The 19,041-nt window shown below is 63.7% G+C and carries 18 protein-coding genes; 7 read left to right on the plus strand and 11 right to left on the minus strand.

Features of this window, described 5'->3' with window-relative positions; translation table 11 throughout:
- Window positions 1-127: 127 nt before the first annotated feature.
- The gene (gene rpsO, locus PMI40_RS20350) at window positions 128-397 is read right to left on the minus strand and encodes a 30S ribosomal protein S15 (protein ID WP_008119265.1); all 270 of its coding nucleotides are present in this window, start codon (window positions 395-397) and stop codon (window positions 128-130) included.
- Window positions 398-639: 242 nt separating this feature from the next.
- Here rpsO and PMI40_RS20355 point away from each other — a divergent pair, with 242 nt between their 5' ends.
- Window positions 640-1,152, plus strand: a complete 513-nt coding sequence (locus tag PMI40_RS20355) for a hypothetical protein (protein ID WP_008119269.1) — start codon at window positions 640-642, stop codon at window positions 1,150-1,152.
- Between the two features lie 74 nt (window positions 1,153-1,226).
- On the opposite strand, the gene PMI40_RS20360 is transcribed toward PMI40_RS20355, so the two are convergent.
- The 4 genes from PMI40_RS20360 to PMI40_RS20375 form a co-directional block, all read right to left on the minus strand.
- Entirely contained in the window at window positions 1,227-2,579 is a 1,353-nt protein-coding gene (locus PMI40_RS20360) for a GntP family permease (RefSeq protein WP_008119272.1), read from the minus strand.
- An 88-nt stretch (window positions 2,580-2,667) separates the two neighbouring features.
- Complete coding sequence (locus PMI40_RS20365) at window positions 2,668-3,063, minus strand: RidA family protein (protein WP_008119274.1); 396 nt, start codon at window positions 3,061-3,063, stop codon at window positions 2,668-2,670.
- Window positions 3,064-3,111: 48 nt separating this feature from the next.
- The gene (locus tag PMI40_RS20370; protein ID WP_008119276.1) at window positions 3,112-4,599 is read right to left on the minus strand and encodes an amidohydrolase family protein; all 1,488 of its coding nucleotides are present in this window, start codon (window positions 4,597-4,599) and stop codon (window positions 3,112-3,114) included.
- A gap of 1 nt (window position 4,600) precedes the next feature.
- The gene (locus tag PMI40_RS20375) at window positions 4,601-5,485 is read right to left on the minus strand and encodes a MurR/RpiR family transcriptional regulator (RefSeq protein WP_008119278.1); all 885 of its coding nucleotides are present in this window, start codon (window positions 5,483-5,485) and stop codon (window positions 4,601-4,603) included.
- A 149-nt stretch (window positions 5,486-5,634) separates the two neighbouring features.
- Between PMI40_RS20375 and PMI40_RS20380 the strand changes: the two genes are divergently transcribed.
- The 3 genes from PMI40_RS20380 (at window position 5,635) to PMI40_RS20390 (ending at window position 10,375) form a co-directional block, all read left to right on the plus strand.
- The gene (locus PMI40_RS20380) at window positions 5,635-6,927 is read left to right on the plus strand and encodes an amino acid deaminase (protein WP_008119280.1); all 1,293 of its coding nucleotides are present in this window, start codon (window positions 5,635-5,637) and stop codon (window positions 6,925-6,927) included.
- A 12-nt stretch (window positions 6,928-6,939) separates the two neighbouring features.
- Window positions 6,940-7,857, plus strand: a complete 918-nt coding sequence (locus PMI40_RS20385) for a sugar kinase (RefSeq protein ID WP_008119282.1) — start codon at window positions 6,940-6,942, stop codon at window positions 7,855-7,857.
- Window positions 7,858-8,191: 334 nt separating this feature from the next.
- On the plus strand, window positions 8,192-10,375 hold the full coding sequence (locus PMI40_RS20390) for a dermonecrotic toxin domain-containing protein (protein ID WP_008119284.1): 2,184 nt from the start codon (window positions 8,192-8,194) through the stop codon (window positions 10,373-10,375).
- Between the two features lie 47 nt (window positions 10,376-10,422).
- Here PMI40_RS20390 and PMI40_RS20395 read toward each other — a convergent pair whose 3' ends face one another.
- On the minus strand, window positions 10,423-11,952 hold the full coding sequence (locus PMI40_RS20395; RefSeq protein WP_008119287.1) for a PLP-dependent aminotransferase family protein: 1,530 nt from the start codon (window positions 11,950-11,952) through the stop codon (window positions 10,423-10,425).
- A 171-nt stretch (window positions 11,953-12,123) separates the two neighbouring features.
- Between PMI40_RS20395 and PMI40_RS20400 the strand changes: the two genes are divergently transcribed.
- The 3 genes from PMI40_RS20400 (at window position 12,124) to PMI40_RS20410 (ending at window position 14,797) form a co-directional block, all read left to right on the plus strand.
- Complete coding sequence (locus tag PMI40_RS20400; protein WP_008119290.1) at window positions 12,124-12,501, plus strand: hypothetical protein; 378 nt, start codon at window positions 12,124-12,126, stop codon at window positions 12,499-12,501.
- 82 nt (window positions 12,502-12,583) lie between these two features.
- Entirely contained in the window at window positions 12,584-14,074 is a 1,491-nt protein-coding gene (locus PMI40_RS20405; RefSeq protein ID WP_008119292.1) for a sensor domain-containing diguanylate cyclase, read from the plus strand.
- A gap of 63 nt (window positions 14,075-14,137) precedes the next feature.
- On the plus strand, window positions 14,138-14,797 hold the full coding sequence (locus tag PMI40_RS20410; protein ID WP_238540987.1) for an alpha/beta fold hydrolase: 660 nt from the start codon (window positions 14,138-14,140) through the stop codon (window positions 14,795-14,797).
- Here the strand turns inward: PMI40_RS20410 and PMI40_RS20415 are convergent.
- From PMI40_RS20415 to PMI40_RS20435, 5 genes are all read right to left on the minus strand, one after another.
- On the minus strand, window positions 14,794-15,396 hold the full coding sequence (locus PMI40_RS20415; protein WP_008119296.1) for a hypothetical protein: 603 nt from the start codon (window positions 15,394-15,396) through the stop codon (window positions 14,794-14,796). The genes PMI40_RS20410 and PMI40_RS20415 overlap by 4 nt on opposite strands.
- A 168-nt stretch (window positions 15,397-15,564) precedes the next feature.
- The gene (gene pssA, locus PMI40_RS20420; protein WP_008119299.1) at window positions 15,565-16,434 is read right to left on the minus strand and encodes a CDP-diacylglycerol--serine O-phosphatidyltransferase; all 870 of its coding nucleotides are present in this window, start codon (window positions 16,432-16,434) and stop codon (window positions 15,565-15,567) included.
- A 96-nt stretch (window positions 16,435-16,530) separates the two neighbouring features.
- Window positions 16,531-17,175 (minus strand): phosphatidylserine decarboxylase, encoded by a 645-nt coding sequence (locus tag PMI40_RS20425; RefSeq protein ID WP_008119301.1) that lies wholly within the window; start codon window positions 17,173-17,175, stop codon window positions 16,531-16,533.
- 135 nt (window positions 17,176-17,310) lie between these two features.
- Complete coding sequence (locus tag PMI40_RS20430; protein ID WP_008119303.1) at window positions 17,311-17,859, minus strand: hypothetical protein; 549 nt, start codon at window positions 17,857-17,859, stop codon at window positions 17,311-17,313.
- A gap of 81 nt (window positions 17,860-17,940) precedes the next feature.
- Window positions 17,941-18,714 (minus strand): SIMPL domain-containing protein, encoded by a 774-nt coding sequence (locus PMI40_RS20435; RefSeq protein WP_008119304.1) that lies wholly within the window; start codon window positions 18,712-18,714, stop codon window positions 17,941-17,943.
- Window positions 18,715-19,041 lie beyond the last annotated feature (327 nt).

The following is a 19,041-nucleotide window of genomic DNA, read 5'->3' on the forward strand; positions in this document are numbered from 1 at the left end:
GACAAAAACGTAAAACCGAACGATAACGGGACAATAACGGAATCGCAAAAAACAAAATGCCCGCGTCAACGAGTGACGCAGGCATTGTGGCTATGATCCGCGAAACGGAGTCAGTCGCAAAATCAAATTACTTACGCAGGCCGAGCTTTTCGATCAGCGCGCGGTAACGATCGGCATCCTTGCCCTTCAGGTAGGACAGCAGGCTCTTGCGACGGTTGACCATCTTGATCAGGCCGCGACGCGAGTGGTGATCCTTGCTGTGTGCCTTGAAGTGACCGTTCAGGTCGTTGATACGGGCGGTCAGCAGCGCGACTTGCACTTCCGGAGAACCGGTGTCGTTAGTGGCGCGTGCGTTTTCGGAGATAATGGCAGCCTTGGCTGCTTTTTCGATGGACATGCTAATTTACCTTTCACAGGCGGTATACGTAGCTCTTACGCAGCTTATGCAGCTGTGGTGGCAATCCGATTGCCGGCCGCGCATACCGTGAACAAAAAAAATGAATCCGGTCAAATTCGACCAGACGCGCAGTATATAGCAAAATCCCATTCATTCAAATACTTAGAGACAATGCCGATGATGTTCGATGGCCAGGATTGCCGGCCGACAACAAACCACCGGCCGACCAGGAAAAGATGACCATGCGACAACCCATTTCACGCCTTTGCGCCCGCCTGCTGGCGGCCGCCGCCGTGCTCGGCCTGGCTGGCTGCGCCTCGCTGTTGCAGCCGCCGGTCACCCCGGGGCAATCAGAACAAGAGGTACTGACCCGCCTGGGCGCGCCCAGCAATGTTTATCAGGATGGCAATACGCGCCTGTTCGAGTACGGGGCGGGCGCCTTCGGCCAGTACCAGTACATGGCGCGCATCGGTCCCGACCACCGCCTGGTGTCATACCAGCAGGTATGGACGGTGGAGAACTTCCACGCCATCCGGCCCAACGTCGACACCAAGCAGGACGTGCTCAACCGCGTCGGACGCCCGACCGAGGTCACCCGCTACGCCCGCATTCCGTACGAAGCGTGGAACTACGGCTTCAAGGAAAGCGGCGTGTGGAATTCGCAGATGACGGTGTACTTCACCGATGCCGGCATCGTGCAGAAGGTCGAGAACGGCCCCGATCCCCGCTATGACGATTCGCGCATGCGCTTCTAGCCCTTGGCCTGATCATTGAAAAAAGGCCGTCCGGTGCGAACCGGACGGCCTTTTCGCGAGCAGGACAACAGCGATCAGACCACCGTTGCCAATCCCAATGTGAACAGCAATGCCAGCACCGAGATCAGCGTTTCCATCACGGTCCAGGTCTTGAAGGTCTGCGGCACGGTCATGTTGAAGTATTCCTTGACCAGCCAGAAACCGCCGTCATTGACGTGCGACAGGATCAACGAACCGGCGCCGGTGGCCAGCACCATCAGTTCCGGACGCACGCCACCCACGGTGGAGACGATCGGCGCGACGATACCGCAGGCGGTGGTCATGGCCACCGTGGCCGAACCGGTTGCCACGCGGATCAGCGCGGCCACGAACCAGCCCAGCAGCAGCGGCGACAGGTGCGCGTCGGTGGCGATGCCGACGATGGCCTTCGATACGCCGCCATCCATCAGGATGCGACCGAAACCGGCACCCGCGCCCACCACCAGGGTGATGCTGGCAATCGGTGCCAGGCATTCGTTGGTGAATTTCAGGATCTGCTCGGCGCCGAAACCGCGGGCCCGGCCGAAAGTCCAGAAGCTGACCAGGGTGGCGATCAACAACGCGATGACGGAATTACCGATCAGGCGCAGGAAATCGTTGGCGAAGGTCTTGGGGGTGAAGAACACGTCGGCCCAGCTGCCGATCAACATCAGCGCCACCGGCAACAGGATGGTGAACAGCGTAATGCCGAAGCCCGGCAGTTCGCGCTTTTCCTTCTTGGCGTCGACGAATTGCTCGATGAGCGGATTGTCCGGGTTGGGGATCACCACCTTCGACACCAGCTTGCCGAAGATCGGACCGGCAATGATGGCCGTGGGGATACCGACGATCAGTGCGTACATGATGGTGTGGCCGATGTCGGCGTTATAGGCCGTCACCGCCAGCAGCGCCGCCGGGTGCGGCGGGATCAGCCCATGCACCACCGACAGGCCGGCCACCATCGGAATACCCACCAGCACCATATTGGTCCCGGTGCGCTTGGCGATGTTGAAGGCGATCGGCACCAGCAGCACGAAACCGACTTCGAAGAACACCGGCAGGCCGACGATGAAGGCCACCGTCATCATGGCCCAGTGCACGTTCTTTTCGCCGAAGGCCTTGATCATGGTGTTGGCGATGCGCTCGGCACCGCCCGACTCGGCCATCATCTTGCCCAGCATGGTACCCAGGCCCACCACCAGCGCGATGTGGCCCAGCGCGCCACCGACCCCGGTCTCGAAGGCCTTGACGATATTGCCCATCGGCATGCCTACGGCCAGGCCCAGCACCAGCGACACCACGATCAATACGATGAACGGGTTCAACTTGAATTTCGCAATCAGCACGATCAATGCGATCACCGCCACCAATGCATAGATCAGTAGCGCACTACCCTGTACAGCCTCCATCTTGCTCTCCCATCCGAAGGTTAAAAATCACCCGCCGGCGCGCCGGGTTTTAGCTCCCGTGCTGCACCGACGTATGCAAATGCATCCGTTACCGCGCCACTTGGCGCTTGAAGGCCACGCAGTCGACCTCGACCTTGCAATCGACCACCATGCTCGACACCACGCAGGCGCGCGCCGGCGGATTGGCGCCGAAGTATTCCTTGAACACCTTGTTGAAGGACTGGAAGTCGCGTGCGTCATCGAGCCAGACGCCACAGCGCACCACGTGCTCGGGACCGTAGCCGGCTTCCTTGAGGATCGCCAGCACGTTCTGGATCGCCTTGTGCGATTGCGCCACGATGCCGCCATCGATCACTTCGCCGTTTTCCATCGCCACCTGGCCCGATACGTACAACCAGCCGTCGGCGGCCACTGCGCGTGCAAATGGCAAATGCTGGCCACCCGTGCCGCTGCCGCCTTCGACGCCAAATCGTTCAATACTCATGACTGCTCCTTTGCTTGAAAATGATGCGCGATGCGCTTCGATTGAAAATCATTCCGTCGCCGCCACCGGCCGGCGTGCCAAAAAACGCCCGGCGCGCTGGCCGGTGGCTTGCTTGTGCTCGCCACGATAGGTCAGCTGGCCATTGACCCAGACCGCCTCGATGCCATGCGCCGGCTGCATCGGGTCGGTAAAGCTGGCGGCGTCGCGCACCGTCTCGGGATCGAACAGCACCAGGTCGGCCCAGTAGCCGACCCGCACCAGGCCGCGCTCATGCAGGCCGAAACGCTGGGCCGACAGGCCGGTCATCTTGTGCACCGCCACCGCCAGCGAGAACAGCTTCTGCTCGCGGCTGTAATAGCCGAGCACACGCGGGAAGGCGCCCCACAGGCGGGGATGCGGCAAGGGATCGTTGGGCAGGCCGTCGGAGCCGACCACCGTCGCCGGATGCGACAGGATGCGATTGACGTCGTCGTCCGACATGCAGTGATAGACGGCGCCGGCCGGCATCAGCCGCGCGGCCGCCGCATGCAGGTCGAGCTGCCATTCGGCGGCCACCTGCTTGAGCATCTTGCCGCCCATCTCGGGGTGCGGCTCGGACCAGGTGACCTGGATGTCGTAGGTGTCGGTGACCTGCTTGAGGTCCAGCGTAGAGGAACTGGCGGTATAGGGATAGCAGTCGCAACCGACATGCTGGTGACGCCCCGCCAACTCCAGCGCCTGCAGCACCTCGCTGCTGCGGCCCCAGTTCTCCACACCGGCGCATTTCAGGTGCGAGATCACCACCGGCACGCGGGCGCCGCGACCGATGCGGAAGGCCTCGTCCATCGCTTCGAGGATATCGGCGAACTCGCTGCGCAGGTGGGTCGCATACAGGCCGCCGAACTCCGCCAGCGGCTCGGCCAGCGCCAGCACTTCATCGGTGGGGGCATTGATGGCATTGCCGTAGGCCAGTCCGGTCGACAGGCCCAGCGCGCCCTGCTGCAGCGCCTCGCGCAGCTGCTCGCGCATGGCGGCGATCTCGTCGGCGCTGGCGGCGCGATCGAGGCGGTCCATGTGGTTCTGGCGCAAGGCGGTGTGTCCCACCAGCGCGGCCACGTTGATGGCCGGGCGCGCGTCGTTGACGGCCGCGACATAGCTGGCAAAGGTCGGGTAGCCGAATGCCTCGGACTTGCCCAGCAGGTTCATCGGGTCGGGCGGGTCGCCCTTGAGGGTGACCGGCGCGGCGCTGATGCCGCAGTTGCCCACGACCACCGTGGTGACTCCCTGGGACAGCTTGGGGAACATCTCGGGGGTGCGGATGACGTTGGTGTCGTCGTGCGTGTGGACGTCGATGAATCCCGGTGCCAGCACCCGGCCGGCGGCGTCCAGCACTTGCTCCGCATGCCAGTCGGCCAGGCTGCCGATGGCGACGATGCGACCGCCGCCGAGGGCCACATCGGCGGCAATGGAACCGGTTCCAGAACCGTCGATGATGAGCGCGTTGAGGATCAGCGTGTCGCAGGTCCGCGGCGAGGCATTGGTATGGTCGATGCTCATGTCAGTCTCCCAGCGGCTGGTGGCGATCGCCACCGCCGCGATGTGTGTCGAGTACGTACTTGAGCCGGCGCAGGCGTTCCTGGCTGCTGTCCTTCTGCAGCAGGGCCAGTTCCAGCACCAGCATGTCGAGGGTCATCATCATCGCGTAGCGCGATGACGAGGGCTTGAAGATCAGGTCGGTCTCGACCGTCTTGATGGGCAGCAGCACATCGGCCAGCCCCGCCAGGGGCGAGCCCAGCGCGGTGATGGCGATCAGCTTGACGCCGTATTCGCGGGCCACTTCGCAGCTGGCCAGCAGTTCGGGGACGTTGCCGGTGGTCGAGAAGGCCAGCACCACGTCCTTCTTGTCGAGCGTGGCGGCCACCATCTTCTGCAACACGGCGTCGTGATAGGTGGCCACCGGGCGCCCCAGGCGCACCAATCGATAGCGCGCCTCGTCGGACATCATGGTCGACCCGCCCCCCATGCCGAAGCAGTAGATCATGCGCGCCTCGGCCAGCAGGCCGGCGGCCGCCAGCAGCATGTCGGCATTGAGCAGTGCCCGGTTCAGGTCGAGCACGGCATGGATATCGTTGCAGACGACGTCGGCCAGTTCCGGCGGGTGCGCATCCGGTGCGCGCTTGGCGCCATCGAAGAAGCGCTGCCCCACCGCCACCGCCTGGGCCAGCAGGAACTTGAACTCGCGCACGTCGCGACAACCCATGGCCTTGGCAAAGCGCGTCACGCTGGCCACCGACACGCCGGCATTGGCGGCGAGCTCGCCGATGCTGGCGCTGGCCGCACCGGCCAGGTCGCCGAGGATGGCCTGCGCCACTTTCTGCTCGGCCAGCCGCAACTGGCTGCTGCGCTCTGTGATGCGGGATACGATGTCGAAGGTCTGCGCCATGCCCGGGGCTTGTCGTGGAGGTTGAGGCGACCCGAACCGAATCACCCAAATAATTTATGTTATTTACTAACACGCCGCAAACATAGTAAATTCAAGGCTATTATTACGTCAATCCAATTTTGACAGACCACTTCAGGACATTTTTTGCGATGAATGATACAAACTACCAAATTGCTTATCAAACCGGCATCATCGACCCTGTCAACAAGGGCCTGGGCCGCCTGCCAGGCGCGCTGGCACCGGACCAGGCGAGCACGCTGAAGTGGAACCTGCTCAATGAAGACATCAGCCTGCCGGCGGCGGTTCTGTACGACCAGAAGCTGCAGCACAACCTTGCCTGGATGCAAGAGTTCGTCGGTCGCTACCAGGTGAAGCTGGCGCCACACGGCAAGACCACCATGGCCCCGAAACTGTTCAAGCGCCAGCTCGACACCGGCGCCTGGGGCATTACCCTGGCTACCGCGCACCAGACACTGGCAGGTTACCAGCACGGCGTGCGGCGGGTGATCATGGCCAACCAGCTGGTCGGCAAGCGCAACATGGCGATCATTTCCGACCTGCTGGCCGACCCCGATTTCGAATTCTTCTGCCTGGTCGACTCGGCCGACCTGGTTGACCAACTGGGTCGCTTCTTCGGCGAGCGCGGCCAGACCCTCGACGTGCTGCTGGAACTGGGCCCGGTGGGAGGACGCACCGGCGTGCGCGACGCCGCGCAGCAGGCCGCCGTGATCGAGGCCATCAAGCGCTGGGACAGCATCGCGCTGGCCGGCGTGGAGGTGTACGAAGGCGTACTCAAGGAAGAAGCCGAGATTCGGCAGTTCCTGCAACGCGCCGTGGCCTGTGCCACGGCGCTGGCGCAACAGGGCCTGCTGGCCAAGCGCATCGCGCGCGGCCCGGCGGTGCTGACCGGCGCCGGATCGGCCTGGTACGACGTGGTGGCCGAGGAATTCGCCCGTGCCGACATCGGCGTGCCACTGGATGTGGTGCTGCGTCCGGGCTGCTACCTGACCCATGACGTGGGCATCTACCGCGCCGCCCAGTCCCAGATCCAGGTGCGCAACCCGGTCGCGCACCAGATGCGCAGCCAGCTGCAACCGGCGCTGCAATTGTGGGCCTACGTGCAATCGATTCCCGAACCCGACAAGGCCATCATTGCGCTGGGCAAGCGCGATGCCGCCTTCGACGCCGGCCTGCCGCTGCCGGTGTCGCGTTTCCGTCCGGGCGTCGACAGTGCCCCCGCGCCCACCCCGGCCCATTGGGAAGTGACCGGCATGATGGACCAGCATGCCTACCTCAGGATCAACGCCGGCGATGACATCCGCGTCGGCGACATGCTGGCCTTCGACATCTCGCACCCTTGCCTGACCTTCGACAAATGGCGCCACCTGCCGGTGCTCGATCCGCAATTCGATGTCGTCGACGTCGTCCAGACCTTTTTCTGAGCAGAGTCCTTCATGCGCAATACCATCCTGGCCTTTGGCGAAGCCATGGTCGAATTCAACCAAAGCATCCAGCAACGACGCAATTACCTTGAGGGCTTTGGCGGCGACACCTCCAACTTCTGTATCGCCGCCGCCCGCCAGGGCGCCGACACCGCCTACATCAGCGCCGTCGGCGACGACCATTTCGGCCGCAACCTGCTGGCGCTGTGGCAGCAAGAAGGGGTCGATATCGGCCACGTCGAGCTCAGCGCAGGCGTGGCCACCGGCATCTACTTCGTCACCCACGACGACGCCGGACATCACTTCCATTACCTGCGCGCGGGCTCGGCGGCCAGCCGCTACACGCCGGCCAGCCTGCCGCTGGCGGCCATCGAGCAGGCCCGCGTGCTGCACCTGTCGGGCATCAGCCTGGCCATCAGCGAGAGCGCCTGCGACAGCGGCCTGGCGGCGATGGCCCATGCCCGGGCCCATGGCGTGCTGACCTCGCTCGACACCAACTTGCGACTGCGCCTGTGGCCGCTCGAACGCGCTCGCGAAAAGCTGATCGAGGCCTTCAAGCTGTGCGATATCTGCCTGCCGAGCTGGGAAGACGTGTCGACACTGACCGGACTCGACGAGCGCGACGCCATCGTCGACCGCCTGCTGTCCTACGGCATCAAGCTGGTGGCCTTCAAGCTGGGGCATGAAGGCTGCTATGTGGCGACCCCCGAGCAACGACGGCTGGTTGCGCCCCACCCGGTGCAAGCGCTGGACGCCACCGGCGCCGGCGACTGCTTCGGCGGCGCCTTCATCGCCGAGCTGGTGGCCGGACGCGATCCCTTCAGCGCGGCCCGCTACGCCAACGTGGCAGCCGCCCTGTCGACCACCGGCTATGGCGCGGTCGAACCGATACCACGGCGCCCGCAGGTCGAGGCGGCGCTGCCAGGCTAGGCGGGCGCCGCGCCAGCGCCGGTGCCCGGCACGGATGACGACATGTCGTCCGTGATGCACCGGTGCCCCCGTTCACCTTCCCCGCTCCCCTTCCCCGCCCGCTCTCGCCTGGCAGCACGGCATGCCCGGACCCAGTCGCCGGTCGCCAATCGCCAATCGCCGCTGGCACCGGGAATCGAAAGATGATCTTTTCCCACCTCATCGAGGGAATCGAATTTCTTTCATTCTTCGTTTCATTCTTGAAGAGAGGGTCTGATCCAGCACCGGTGTGGCGATCACAATGCGACTTCGATGAAGTGACATTTTGTCGTGTCCTTACTACTCCGGAGGCAACATGATTCATTCCCTTGGCACCGCAGCCCAACCGCTCATCGAGCGCAAGACGGCGGCACCGGCCATGCGCCACGTCACCGTCAACACGGCGCATGCCCGACGCAGCGCCATCGTCGGCGACAGCCTGGTCGCCCTCGCCCCGCCTCCGCAGCCTGCGCCGGCGACCACGACGGTGCGCAAACCGTCGCTGGGCGCGGCCACCGGGGAACTTGCCACATTGCGGCTGGAGGCGGGACAACTGATGGGATCGCTGTTTCCCGATCTGCAGGATCAGGCCCGGGGCGCCGGCCAGGACATACGCAACCCTGCCCTCCAGAGCGCCTACCTGGCGCGGCTGGAGGCATTCTGGGCGCGCAACGCCGAGCCCATGCAGGCGGCGGCCGAAGCCGACATCCTGCAATTTGCCCTGTCCCACCGCCGCGCCGACGAGCGCGCGCGGGCATTGGGCATCACCGAGAGCGCCGCCGCGCGCCTGCAACTGTCCGACCAGGCACTGGGCATGCTGGCCGAAGCCGCCGGCAATCGCGACCCCGACCTGCGCGACTACGGCACCCGCACCTACGCCTTCGACATCAATGGCTATGCGGCCGACGACATGGCATGGCTGCGCGCAAGCGACGGCAACGTGGTGCTGCTGATGCCAGGCAACGAACGTCACATCCGCCAATACCCGTCGCTGGAGGCGATGCGCGACGACATCCAGAAAATGCTGTGCGACGATGCCGGTCGCCAGGAGATGGCGCGGCATTTCTCGTCCTACAACCGCAGCGACGGCGTGTTCTACCAGGGCGTCGACCAATGGCTGGTCGATCTGGCCAAGGGCGGCTACAACGACCGTATCGCCTGCGCCAGCATGGCCTACAAGGGCGACTTCAGGACCTTGCTGGGACAGCCCGACGCCCGCGGGCAGGCATTGCTGTCGGACCGCGCCCTGGCCATGTTGTGCGAGGCGGCCGGGCACCCCGACCCGACGCTGGGCACGCAAGGCACGCAGGCCTTCGTGTTCGACATCAACACCTATCAATCCAGCGACATGAGCTGGCTGCGAGCGGCCGACGGTCACGTGGTGCTGATCATGCCGGGCAGCGCACGGCCGGTCTGCGAATATCCGGATCTCGACGCCATGCGCGCGGCCATCGTCGAGATGACCCGCAGCGGCGACGGCCTGCGCGAGCTGGCACATCATTTCTCCGTCTACAACCGCCGCGACGGCGTCACCTACCAGGGTGTGGACCAATGGTTGGCCGATATCCGGGAAGGCATGTACAACCGCCGCATCGCCTATCTTCCGCAGCATGTGAGCGGCAACGTGTTCCGGCACCAGATTGCAGCCGGGTGCGAGGCCGAGCGCGAAAAACTGCGCTACCTGTACCGGGCGCAGGCATCCTCGGCGGCACAAGAGCAGTGCTGGCTGGCCGACTTCTCGTCGGCAAACCAGGCCTTCACGCGCGTGCGAGAGCCCGAACCGGGCTGCGTCGGCGAGCGCAGTCGCCAGCGGCGCGCCATCGGCGACGACCTGATCCAGGCCTGCCAGCGCGGCCGCCAGCGTGCCGGGCAGTGGGCAAGGTCGATACGGCACCGCCTACTTGCCAGCATCGACCGCTTGCGCCAGGATGCCCGCGAGCAGGCAACGCCGGCGGCACCGGCAAGGCGCGTCGCGTCGGCGGCGACGCAGACCGATTGGCGCGAGCCCAACGAGCGCGGCTTTCTCGAAAGCAGCAACTTCGGCACGCTCTATCGCTACATGTACGTGACACCGCGCTCCAACCCGCACGGCGCCTACCGGCGCGACCCGGAAGTGCATGGATTTCCGTCTCAATACCGGTTTGCGGCGGGTCGACAGGCGCTCGACGGCGAGGTGATGGATGCCTTTCTGACCCCCGAGGCGGCGCAACGCGCCATCGAGGTGTCCTCGCGCGATCGGCGCTATTACTGGCTCTACGAAATAGATGTCCGCGGCCTGCGGTGCGTATCGTTCGGCGACAACCGCCTGCACAATCCGGACTACGATGCGCTGATGCAAGACAACGGCTGGGAAACGCTGGTCAGGGTGGCCGACAGCATCTTCGTGGCGCCCTATTCGACCAGCGGCTATCGCACCATCGAGGACCAGATCGTGCAGATACGGATGGACGGCGACATGGCGCACCGCACCACCCGTATCGATGGCCGCTTCATCAATTGAGCCGCCGTGCGCCTCGCGCGGCCAGCCGCCGGACGAGGCGCCAACGGTTATCGGCCGGGTTCATCGAGCAATTGCTGGCCGATGCGCCCCAGCTTGCGCAAGGCCTGGTCCAGCTCGCGCGTGAAAGGGTGACCGCAGCAAATACGCAAGAAATGCCCGTAACGATCCGAATTCGAAAAAATCGTCCCCGGTGAGACGCCCACGCCCTCGCCCAGCGCCAGCTCGAACAGGCGCTGCGACGAAATCTGCTGCGGCAGCTCCACCCACATGCCCACCCCTCCCTTGGGCACATTCATGCGCGAGCCCTCCGGAAAATACGCGGCGATCGATTCGGCCATGCGCTCGCGCTGTTCGCGCAGCACTTCCCGCAGGCGACGCAAGTGGCGATCATAGGCCGGGCTGGCGATGAAGCCGGCAGCCGTGACCTGCGTCCATTCTTCGTTGGCGCGCGTGTGGGCGAACTTGAGCATGCCGACCCGCTCATGCCAGCGACCGCCATTCATCCACCCCAAGCGCATGCCGGGCGCCAACACCTTGTTGAGCGAGGCGCAATAGATGACGTTGCCGCTGCGATCGCGGCTCTTGAGCGATGACGGCGCGACATTGCCATCGGCCAGCTCGGTATAGGCGTCGTCTTCGATCAGCGGCAGCCTGAGCTGGTCGCACAGGGCGACCAGCGCATCCTTGTTCGCCTCGGGCATGATGCAGCCGAGCGGATTCTGCAGATTGGGCACCACCACCACCGCCTTGATATTGCCGTAGGTACGCACCGCCAGCTCCAGCGCCTCAACCGAGATGCCGGTATGCGGGCTGGTCGGTATCTCGAGCGCGCGCATGCCCAGGTTCTCGAGCGCCTGCAGCAAGCCGAAATAGGTGGGCGACTCGACCGCGATGGTGTCTCCCGGCCCGGCCACGGCCCGCAAGGCCAGGTTGAGTGCTTCGATACAGCCGTGCGTGACCACCACTTCGTCGGCACTGATGCGCATGCCGGCATTGAGCGCACGGCGTGCCACGGCATGCCGAAACGCCATGTTGCCGTTATGCGGCATGGCACTGGTGAGCAGCTCCGGGCGCTCGCGCAGGGCACGCATGGCTGCCTGGCGCAGCGTGTCGACCGCATAGAGTTCGGGCGCACAGGTCATGCCGGACAAATCGATGGGGGGTGCCGACTTCTGGCGCAGCGCGATGTACTGCGACACCTTTTCGTGGATACCGACATATTGCGCCGGGTCCAGCGCCAGCAGGCTGCTGGGCTCCTGCACCGGCCGGATCACCGAGCGCTTGGGCTGCCGCACGAAATAGCCGGACCGTGGCCGAGCCTCGAGCCAGCCCGCCTGCTCCATATGACGCAGGCTTTGCAACGCGGTCGACAGGCTGACCTGGTGTTGGCGCATCAGGTCGCGCACCGAGGGCATGCGGTCGCCCACGGCCAGGGTACCGGCGTCGATGGCTTCCTGGTAATGATCGGCCAAGCGCCGATACAGGGGAGTGCGGGCGGCCGCCGGGGGTGGCGCATCGGCAACGGCACGACACGGCGCGGCGGGGGCGGGGTCTGGGACAAGCAGGCTGGTATCCATGAGACATCTTGTTCCGGCCGGAAAAACCAGAACAGATACAGAGTATTCGAAAACCAACGATAACAGATTCGAAGAAAGCCTTCTGTTGTGCGCGCTTATCCGTGCCCTTGTGCCTGTGCGCCCACCGCCCGCAATCCTAGACTGGCAGCATCGACATCGATGGAGAAACCCATGCCCTGCCCACTGCCTCCCGGCGCCACCGCCTCCCTTCGCAGCCTGCACCTGAGCCCCGGCCAGACCCTGCGCATCTGGTTACCGGCCGGCGTTACGCTGGTGTCCAACGGCCCCGCCCTGACGGTGGGCAGCGCCCGCTGGATCGCAGGCCAATTGCTGCAGCAATGCCAGCGCCTGGACGACGGCCAGTCGCTGCGGCTGGAGCAGGGCGGCTGGGCGCAGATCAGCGCGACCGGCGGCGGCGAACTGCTGTGCCTGGCACCGGCCCGGCGTCATTGGACCACCCGACTGGCACGGGCAGCCCGCCAGTTCGCTGCATGGATACGCAGCGCCTACCGCAGCAAGGACCTGTCCGGCATCAGTAAAATTGGATAAAAAGTTTTCGTACGCGCAAGCAAGCGGTTTAAGTCAATCGTAAAACCATTACACTTGCCTATCCAATCATCATGCATGTGTTATGCCAAACGATATTGCGCGCCACCCCGCCCTGCAGCAAGGGCCAGACAGCCGGGACGAAAGCTTCGATCTGGCCCCGATTTCTCTCTGGAAAGAAGACTACAGCGGCATGAAGCGGCTGTTCGACCAATGGCGCAGCGAGGGTGTGTCCGACCTCGGGGCCTGGCTGCGACAAGACACGCGCCGCGCCAAGCAGTGTGCCCAGCAGATCAAGGTTGTGGCGGTCAACCAACGTACGCTGGCATTGTACGAAGCCACCGATCGCGAGCACCTGGTGGCCAACCTCGACCAGGTGTTTCGGGACGACATGCTCGACACCTTCATCGATGAGCTGGTCCAGTTGTGGAACGGCGGGCTCGATTTTTCCAGTTATACCGTCAACTACACGCTCGGCGGGCGCCGCATCGATATCCAGCTGAGTGGGCGCATCATGCCCGGCAGCGAACAGAGCTGGGACTATATCCTGCTGGCCATCGAGAACGTGACCGAACGCGAGACCGCACGCAAGAAACTGTCGCGCAGCGAGAACTATGCGCGCGGCCTGTTCGAATATTCTCCCATCTCGCTGTGGGTGGAGGACTTCAGCCAGGTCAAGCGCCTGTTCGACGACCTGCATCGCATCGGCATTACCGATTTCCGCACCTTCATCGACGTCCATCCCGAGTTCGTCGAGCGCTGCATGCAGGAGATCCGCGTCATCGACGTCAACCTGCAGACGCTGTCGATGTTCGGTGCCGAGGACAAGCCGGCGCTGCTGTCGCGCCTGTCGGATGTGTTTCGCGACGACATGCGGCCGCACTTCAGCCAGCAGTTGATCGAGTTATGGAATGGCAACCTCCTGCACCAGCGCGAGGTGATCAACTATTCGCTCACCGGCGAAGCCATCAACGTCCACCTGCAGTTCTCGGTGTTTCCCGGACACGAGGATAGCTGGGGGCTGGTGCTGGTGGCGCTGACCGATATCACCGCGCGCAAGAAGGCCGAAGCCTATCTCGAATTCCTGGGCAAGCACGACGAACTGACCAAGTTGCACAATCGCGCCTTCATGGTCGACGAGCTGAACCGCCTGGAGCGCAAGGGACCGTTTCCGATCAGCGTCATCGTGGCCGACCTCAATGGCCTCAAGCTGGTCAATGACGAGCGCGGCCACGCTGCCGGCGACGCCTTGCTGCGGCGCGTGGGCGAGGTACTGGCCAAGGCGGTGGAACGCCCGGCCAGCGTGGCGCGCGCCGGTGGCGACGAGTTCGCGATCCTGCTGCCGGGCACCGACGAACGTGGCGCGCATGCGCTCATCGAGCAGATACGGCAATTGATCGACCTCAATAACCAGTTCTATTCGGGCGTGGCAATGAGCCTGTCGATGGGGGCCGCGACCGCCGTACCGGGCGAGCGTCTCGACGCGGTACTGCAGCGCGCCGACGGCTTGATGTATGAGGCCAAGCGCGCGTTCTACAGCGCGCCCGGGCAGGAGCGGCGCCTCGCAGGGAGCTGAAACGGGATGGCATCGACCAGCTTCTGGCTTGCGGCAGGTCAAGAGCGTATCGCCTGCGATGTCATGGGTACGTCACCAGTGCGTACGCTGGTGTTGCACGGCGCGGGCCAGAGTTCGCGCGAGCGCCAGCGCCCGTTGCGCAACAGGCTGCTCGAACTGGGCTGCGCCAGCGCCGCACTGGACTTCTCCGGCCACGGGCTGAGCACCGCGCATCGAGCAGGGTCGCTGGCAAAAAGACTGGAGCAGGCGCAAGCCCTGCTGGATCATGCCACCGTCGGACCGCGTACCGTGGTGGGAGTCAGCATGGGTGGCGAGATTGCGCTGCGGCTGGCCTGCCGGCCACAGAACCGCATCACGCATGTGGTGACGCTGGTGGGCGCCATCTATGACGCGGCAGCGTTTGCGTTGCCGTTCGGCCCCGCCTTCAGCGCGGCCTTGCGGCGCCATCAGAGTTGGCGCGATGCCGCCGTACTGCCTTTGCTGGCGACCTACACCGGTCGCCTGACGCTGGTACGGGGCGAACATGATGCCATCATCCCGTCGGAAATCGTCGAACTGGTACGGGACCACGCGCGGGCGTCACGACACTGCCGCATCGTCGATCTACCCGGCGTCGACCACCGCATCAGCGAACGCTGCGCCACTGACCAGGCATTACTGGATTCACTGGCGCAACTGATCGCCTATCCCCCTGCGGACTCCCTCCCCCCTATCCGGACCTAGGCCGTGACCGACAGCAATGCGCCGGTGACGCCCTGGGCGGCAATTTCACTGGTTATGGTATCGGCCAAGTCGGGGTTGGCCTGCAAGACCTGGGCCAACTGCGCCGCATAGGCGGTGTCGATACCGTTGAAGTTACCGTTGGTAGCGTAAAGCCCGGCCGTGGCCGGTGCCGTGGCCAGTCCCGAGAGCACACCCGCGTAGAACAGGTCGGCCGACTGGTCTGCCGTCAGGGTGGTGTCGGCGGCATCATCGCTTTGCAGCTGTGCCTGCTCGGCCGCCCGCAACTCGGCCGCGTCATTGGCTGCGGCAATGGCCTGCGCCACGCTGGTGGCGGTATTGATGGCCACGGCCGTATTGAGCAGCCCTGCGGCGTTGTAGGTCAGCGGTGAGGTCTGGTCGAGCAGGTTGGAATTGGACAGCGATACCACCACGGAAGCATCCGCAGCCAGCTCGGTGGCACGTTGCACGGCACTCTGGTTGACATTGAGCGCGGCGTTGTTGGCCACGCCACTGTTGATGGTAAGTGCCGTATTGACGGCGCTGGCGTTCAAGTAGGCAGCGGTCAGGTTATTGATGTTGTTACTGGTATCGATTGCCATGATGAAGACTCCCGAAGATGATCTGTCTTGGAGAGAAGGTTAGAAAACCAAACCGGCATGGGCAAGCTGAGCCGCCGTTGCAAAGTGTAAGCAAGTACTACGATGCACCATGAAAAACGCCCGCGTAGGCGGGCGTTCGGGGTAGCTGCATTGACGGCTGGCAAGGTTTCAGTGGCCGTCGTCGGCGTGCTCGTCACTGGTCTGCACCAGGCTCACCGGACGCCCCTTGATGCGGCGCCAGACATACACGCCATAGCCCGACAGGCCATACAGCACGAACAGGCCGAACAGTACCTTGGACGGATCGCTTGAAATGGCGACCAGCAGCAGCACCACGATCAAGGCCGCGATGAAGGGCATGGGCTTGCGGAAATTGACATCCTTGAAACTATAGAATGGCACGTTGGTCACCATGGTAATACCGGCGTACAGGGTAATGACCCAGGCCGCCCAGCTGAGGTCGGTGCCGGCAAAACGCAGGTCATCCATCAGCCACACGAAGCCGGCCACCATGGCCGCCGCCGCCGGGCTGGGCAAGCCCTGGAAATAGCGCTTGTCGACCACGGCGATGTTGGTATTGAAGCGCGCCAGGCGCAAGGCGCCACCCACGCAATAGACGAAGGCGGCCAGCCACCCGAGCTTGCCCATGCCGCGCAAGGACCATTCGTAGACCACCAGCGCCGGCGCGGCGCCGAAGGAGACCATGTCCGACAGGCTGTCGTACTGGGCGCCGAATTCGCTCTGCGTATTGGTCATGCGGGCTACGCGTCCGTCCAGGCTGTCGAGCACCATGGCCACGAAGATGGCGATGGAGGCATAGTCGAACTTCAGGTTCATCGCCATGACGATGGCATAGAAGCCGCAGAACAACGCGGCGGTGGTGAAGGCGTTGGGCAGCAGGTAGATGCCGCGTGCGCGGCGACGACGTACCGGCCCCTCGCCCGACGGATCCAGTTGCGCGGCATACGGCTTCGGCCCGCGCAGGGACTTCGGTAGAGGAATGCCGCCCTTGGCTTTACGTCGTCGGAAAGTTGCCATCGATGTTTATTGTTGGTAAGTGCAAAAGAAAGCTCGACCTTAGGCGCCGAGCCCGGCAGTCGATACGCCGGCTGCGGCGTATCGACAGGAGTGTGATCAGAGTTCGGCCAGAATGGTTTCTGTAGCCGACACTTTTTCGCCTACCGTCACCTTGGGCACGGCAGTCAGGGGCAGATAGACGTCGACCCGCGAGCCGAACCGGATGAACCCGTAGCGCTGGCCACGTGCCAGGTTGTCGCCAGCCTTGACGTAGCACAGGATGCGGCGGGCAATCAGTCCGGCCACTTGTACGCAAGTCACGCTGTGACCGCTGGTGGTAGTAATGGCCAGGGCATTGCGCTCGTTCTCCAGCGACGCCTTGTCGAGGTCGGCATTGACGAACTTGCCGGGGAAATACTGCACTGTCTCGATCCTGCCGTCGACCGGCGAGCGATTGGAGTGGACGTTGAACACGTTCATGAACACACTGATCTTGAGCGCTTCACGGTCGGTGTACGGGTCATGGGCACGCGCCACCACGACGATACGACCATCGGCCGGCGACAGCACCGCATTGGCCTGCTGCGGGATGACGCGTGGAGGATCGCGGAAGAACTGCAATACGAACAGCGCGATGATCCAGAACGGTATGGACCACGCGCCCCACAATGCGCTGGTCAGCAATGCCACTACCACGGCGATGGTCAGGAACGGCCAGCCTTCGCGGGCGATGATGGGGTGGGGATAATGGTTATTGTTCAATGTCGCTCCGATGATCGCAATAATTTCAAAAGTAAAAGCGTGCCTATTCTAGTCGAGCCCTTGCCAAATGTAACGCCGCGCACTGCATCCAGGGCGAAGCGGCGCGGTTTTAACCGCATTTTGCGCCAGGTTGGCTCAACGCGCGGCGGCGCCCGATCGGGCAAATGAAAACCGCAGCTGGTTGCTGGACTGGGCAGGGGTGCCGCCGCTGACTTCCAGCCGCCCCACCAGCACCGTGACCTCGGCATCGGCGAAATCGAAACCGGTGATCTCCATGCTCTGGCGCAGCCCGCCCTGGGTACGCTCCTGGGGCTGCTCATTGAGGATGGCAGGCAGGTCCTTGCTCAAGGCCGGGCAGGCCTTGACCTGCTCGACCATGCGCGCATAGGCGCGCCGCAGCTCGGTGGGCGAGGCCAATTGCCAGACGCAGGAATAGTGGGTGGAATTGCCGCCGATGACACAACTGCTGGCGCCATCGAGCAGGAAGGAAGAGCTGAACTGGCGACGCGCGCCCTCTTCTACCTGATCCTTCTTCCAGCCGTCGAAATGGTTACCGGACTGGGCCTGGATGGCACGCAGATCGGCGCAGATATCGGCCTGGGCGTAAGCGGGTGCCAGGCCTGCCGCCAGCAGCAGCAAGCCCAGCCGGTTGATGCGAACGAATTGATGGATGAGTTTGTTCATGGCCTGCCGGGTATGCAGCAAAGACTAAAAGAAGCCGATTATATAGACCTCTTTAGTCTTGCCCGCCAGGCGGCCGTTGCTTTACTTGAAGCGCACCTTGCCCACCAGGCGCATGCTGACGGTCGACTCGCCCGGCTCGAAGCTGGGTTCGGCCACGCTGGGCGCTTCCGCGGCAGCCATGTCGGAGCGCATCATCATGGCGGTCTTGGGCATGGGGCGTTCGGCATTGGCGTAGTTGCCCGAGCCCTCGAAGTCCAGTGTCTCGAGCACGGCGTCGTTGGTGGAGCGGCGCATCGAGCCGGCGATGAAGCCGATGCGTTCTTCCAGGTTCTTGTAGGTAGCGTCGAACAGTGCGGCATCGAGCTTCTTGCCGGCTGCGGAGCTCAAGCCGAATTGCAGGCCGTTGAGATTGAGCAGGCTTTGCGCGGCCGAGACCGTCTTGGGCAACGCACTGAGGTTCTGGGTGGTCAATTCAAGGTACTGGCCAACGCGCCAACCCACTACCGGACGCGCCTTGGCCGGGGCGCGCGGCACCTGCGGCGTGATGGCCTGCGGCTCGGCGTAGACCGCGTAGGTGTAATAGCCATAGCTCTTCAACACCGCCTGCGGATCCTGCCTGCGCAGCAATTCGATGCCTTGCTTCATCTTCTGGTTCACGCGCGAAGCGGCAACGGTCTTGTCCTTGTCCTGTTCCTCGACTTGCAGGGTAACGTTGGCCTGGTCATTGGGCACGGTCAATTCGCCGGTGGCCGGCACCACCACCATGCTGCCGTTGGTCTGCACGCCCTGCGCGTGCGCCGTGATACAGGCGGCGGCCATCGCAGCGCCCAGCACCAGCTTGTGTGTTGTCTTCATTCGATCCTCTGTTTGACTTGTTTGACGGGTACGATTTTCGCGTACTCTGGTACCGCGAAACTGCCACGATACCGGACCGTTCGACGCTTGAGGTTTGCAAATGGTTCTTTTCCGAATTGCAACAAAAGTAAGCGGGCATGAAAAAAGACGCTCGAAAGCGTCTTTTTTCAACCCGCTTCCGTCGCCTTGACGAGGTCGGGTGCAGTGTTTTTTACAGCCAGGGCGCGCTTGCAAGCGCGTCCTGTCATGATGCTACCGGTCGATCGATAAAGCTGGTCGATCAGTTCTTGGTCTGGTCGACCAGTTTGTTGGCTTTGATCCATGGCA

This window comes from Herbaspirillum sp. YR522, from assembly GCF_000282575.1.
GTDB lineage: Bacteria > Pseudomonadota > Gammaproteobacteria > Burkholderiales > Burkholderiaceae_D > Herbaspirillum.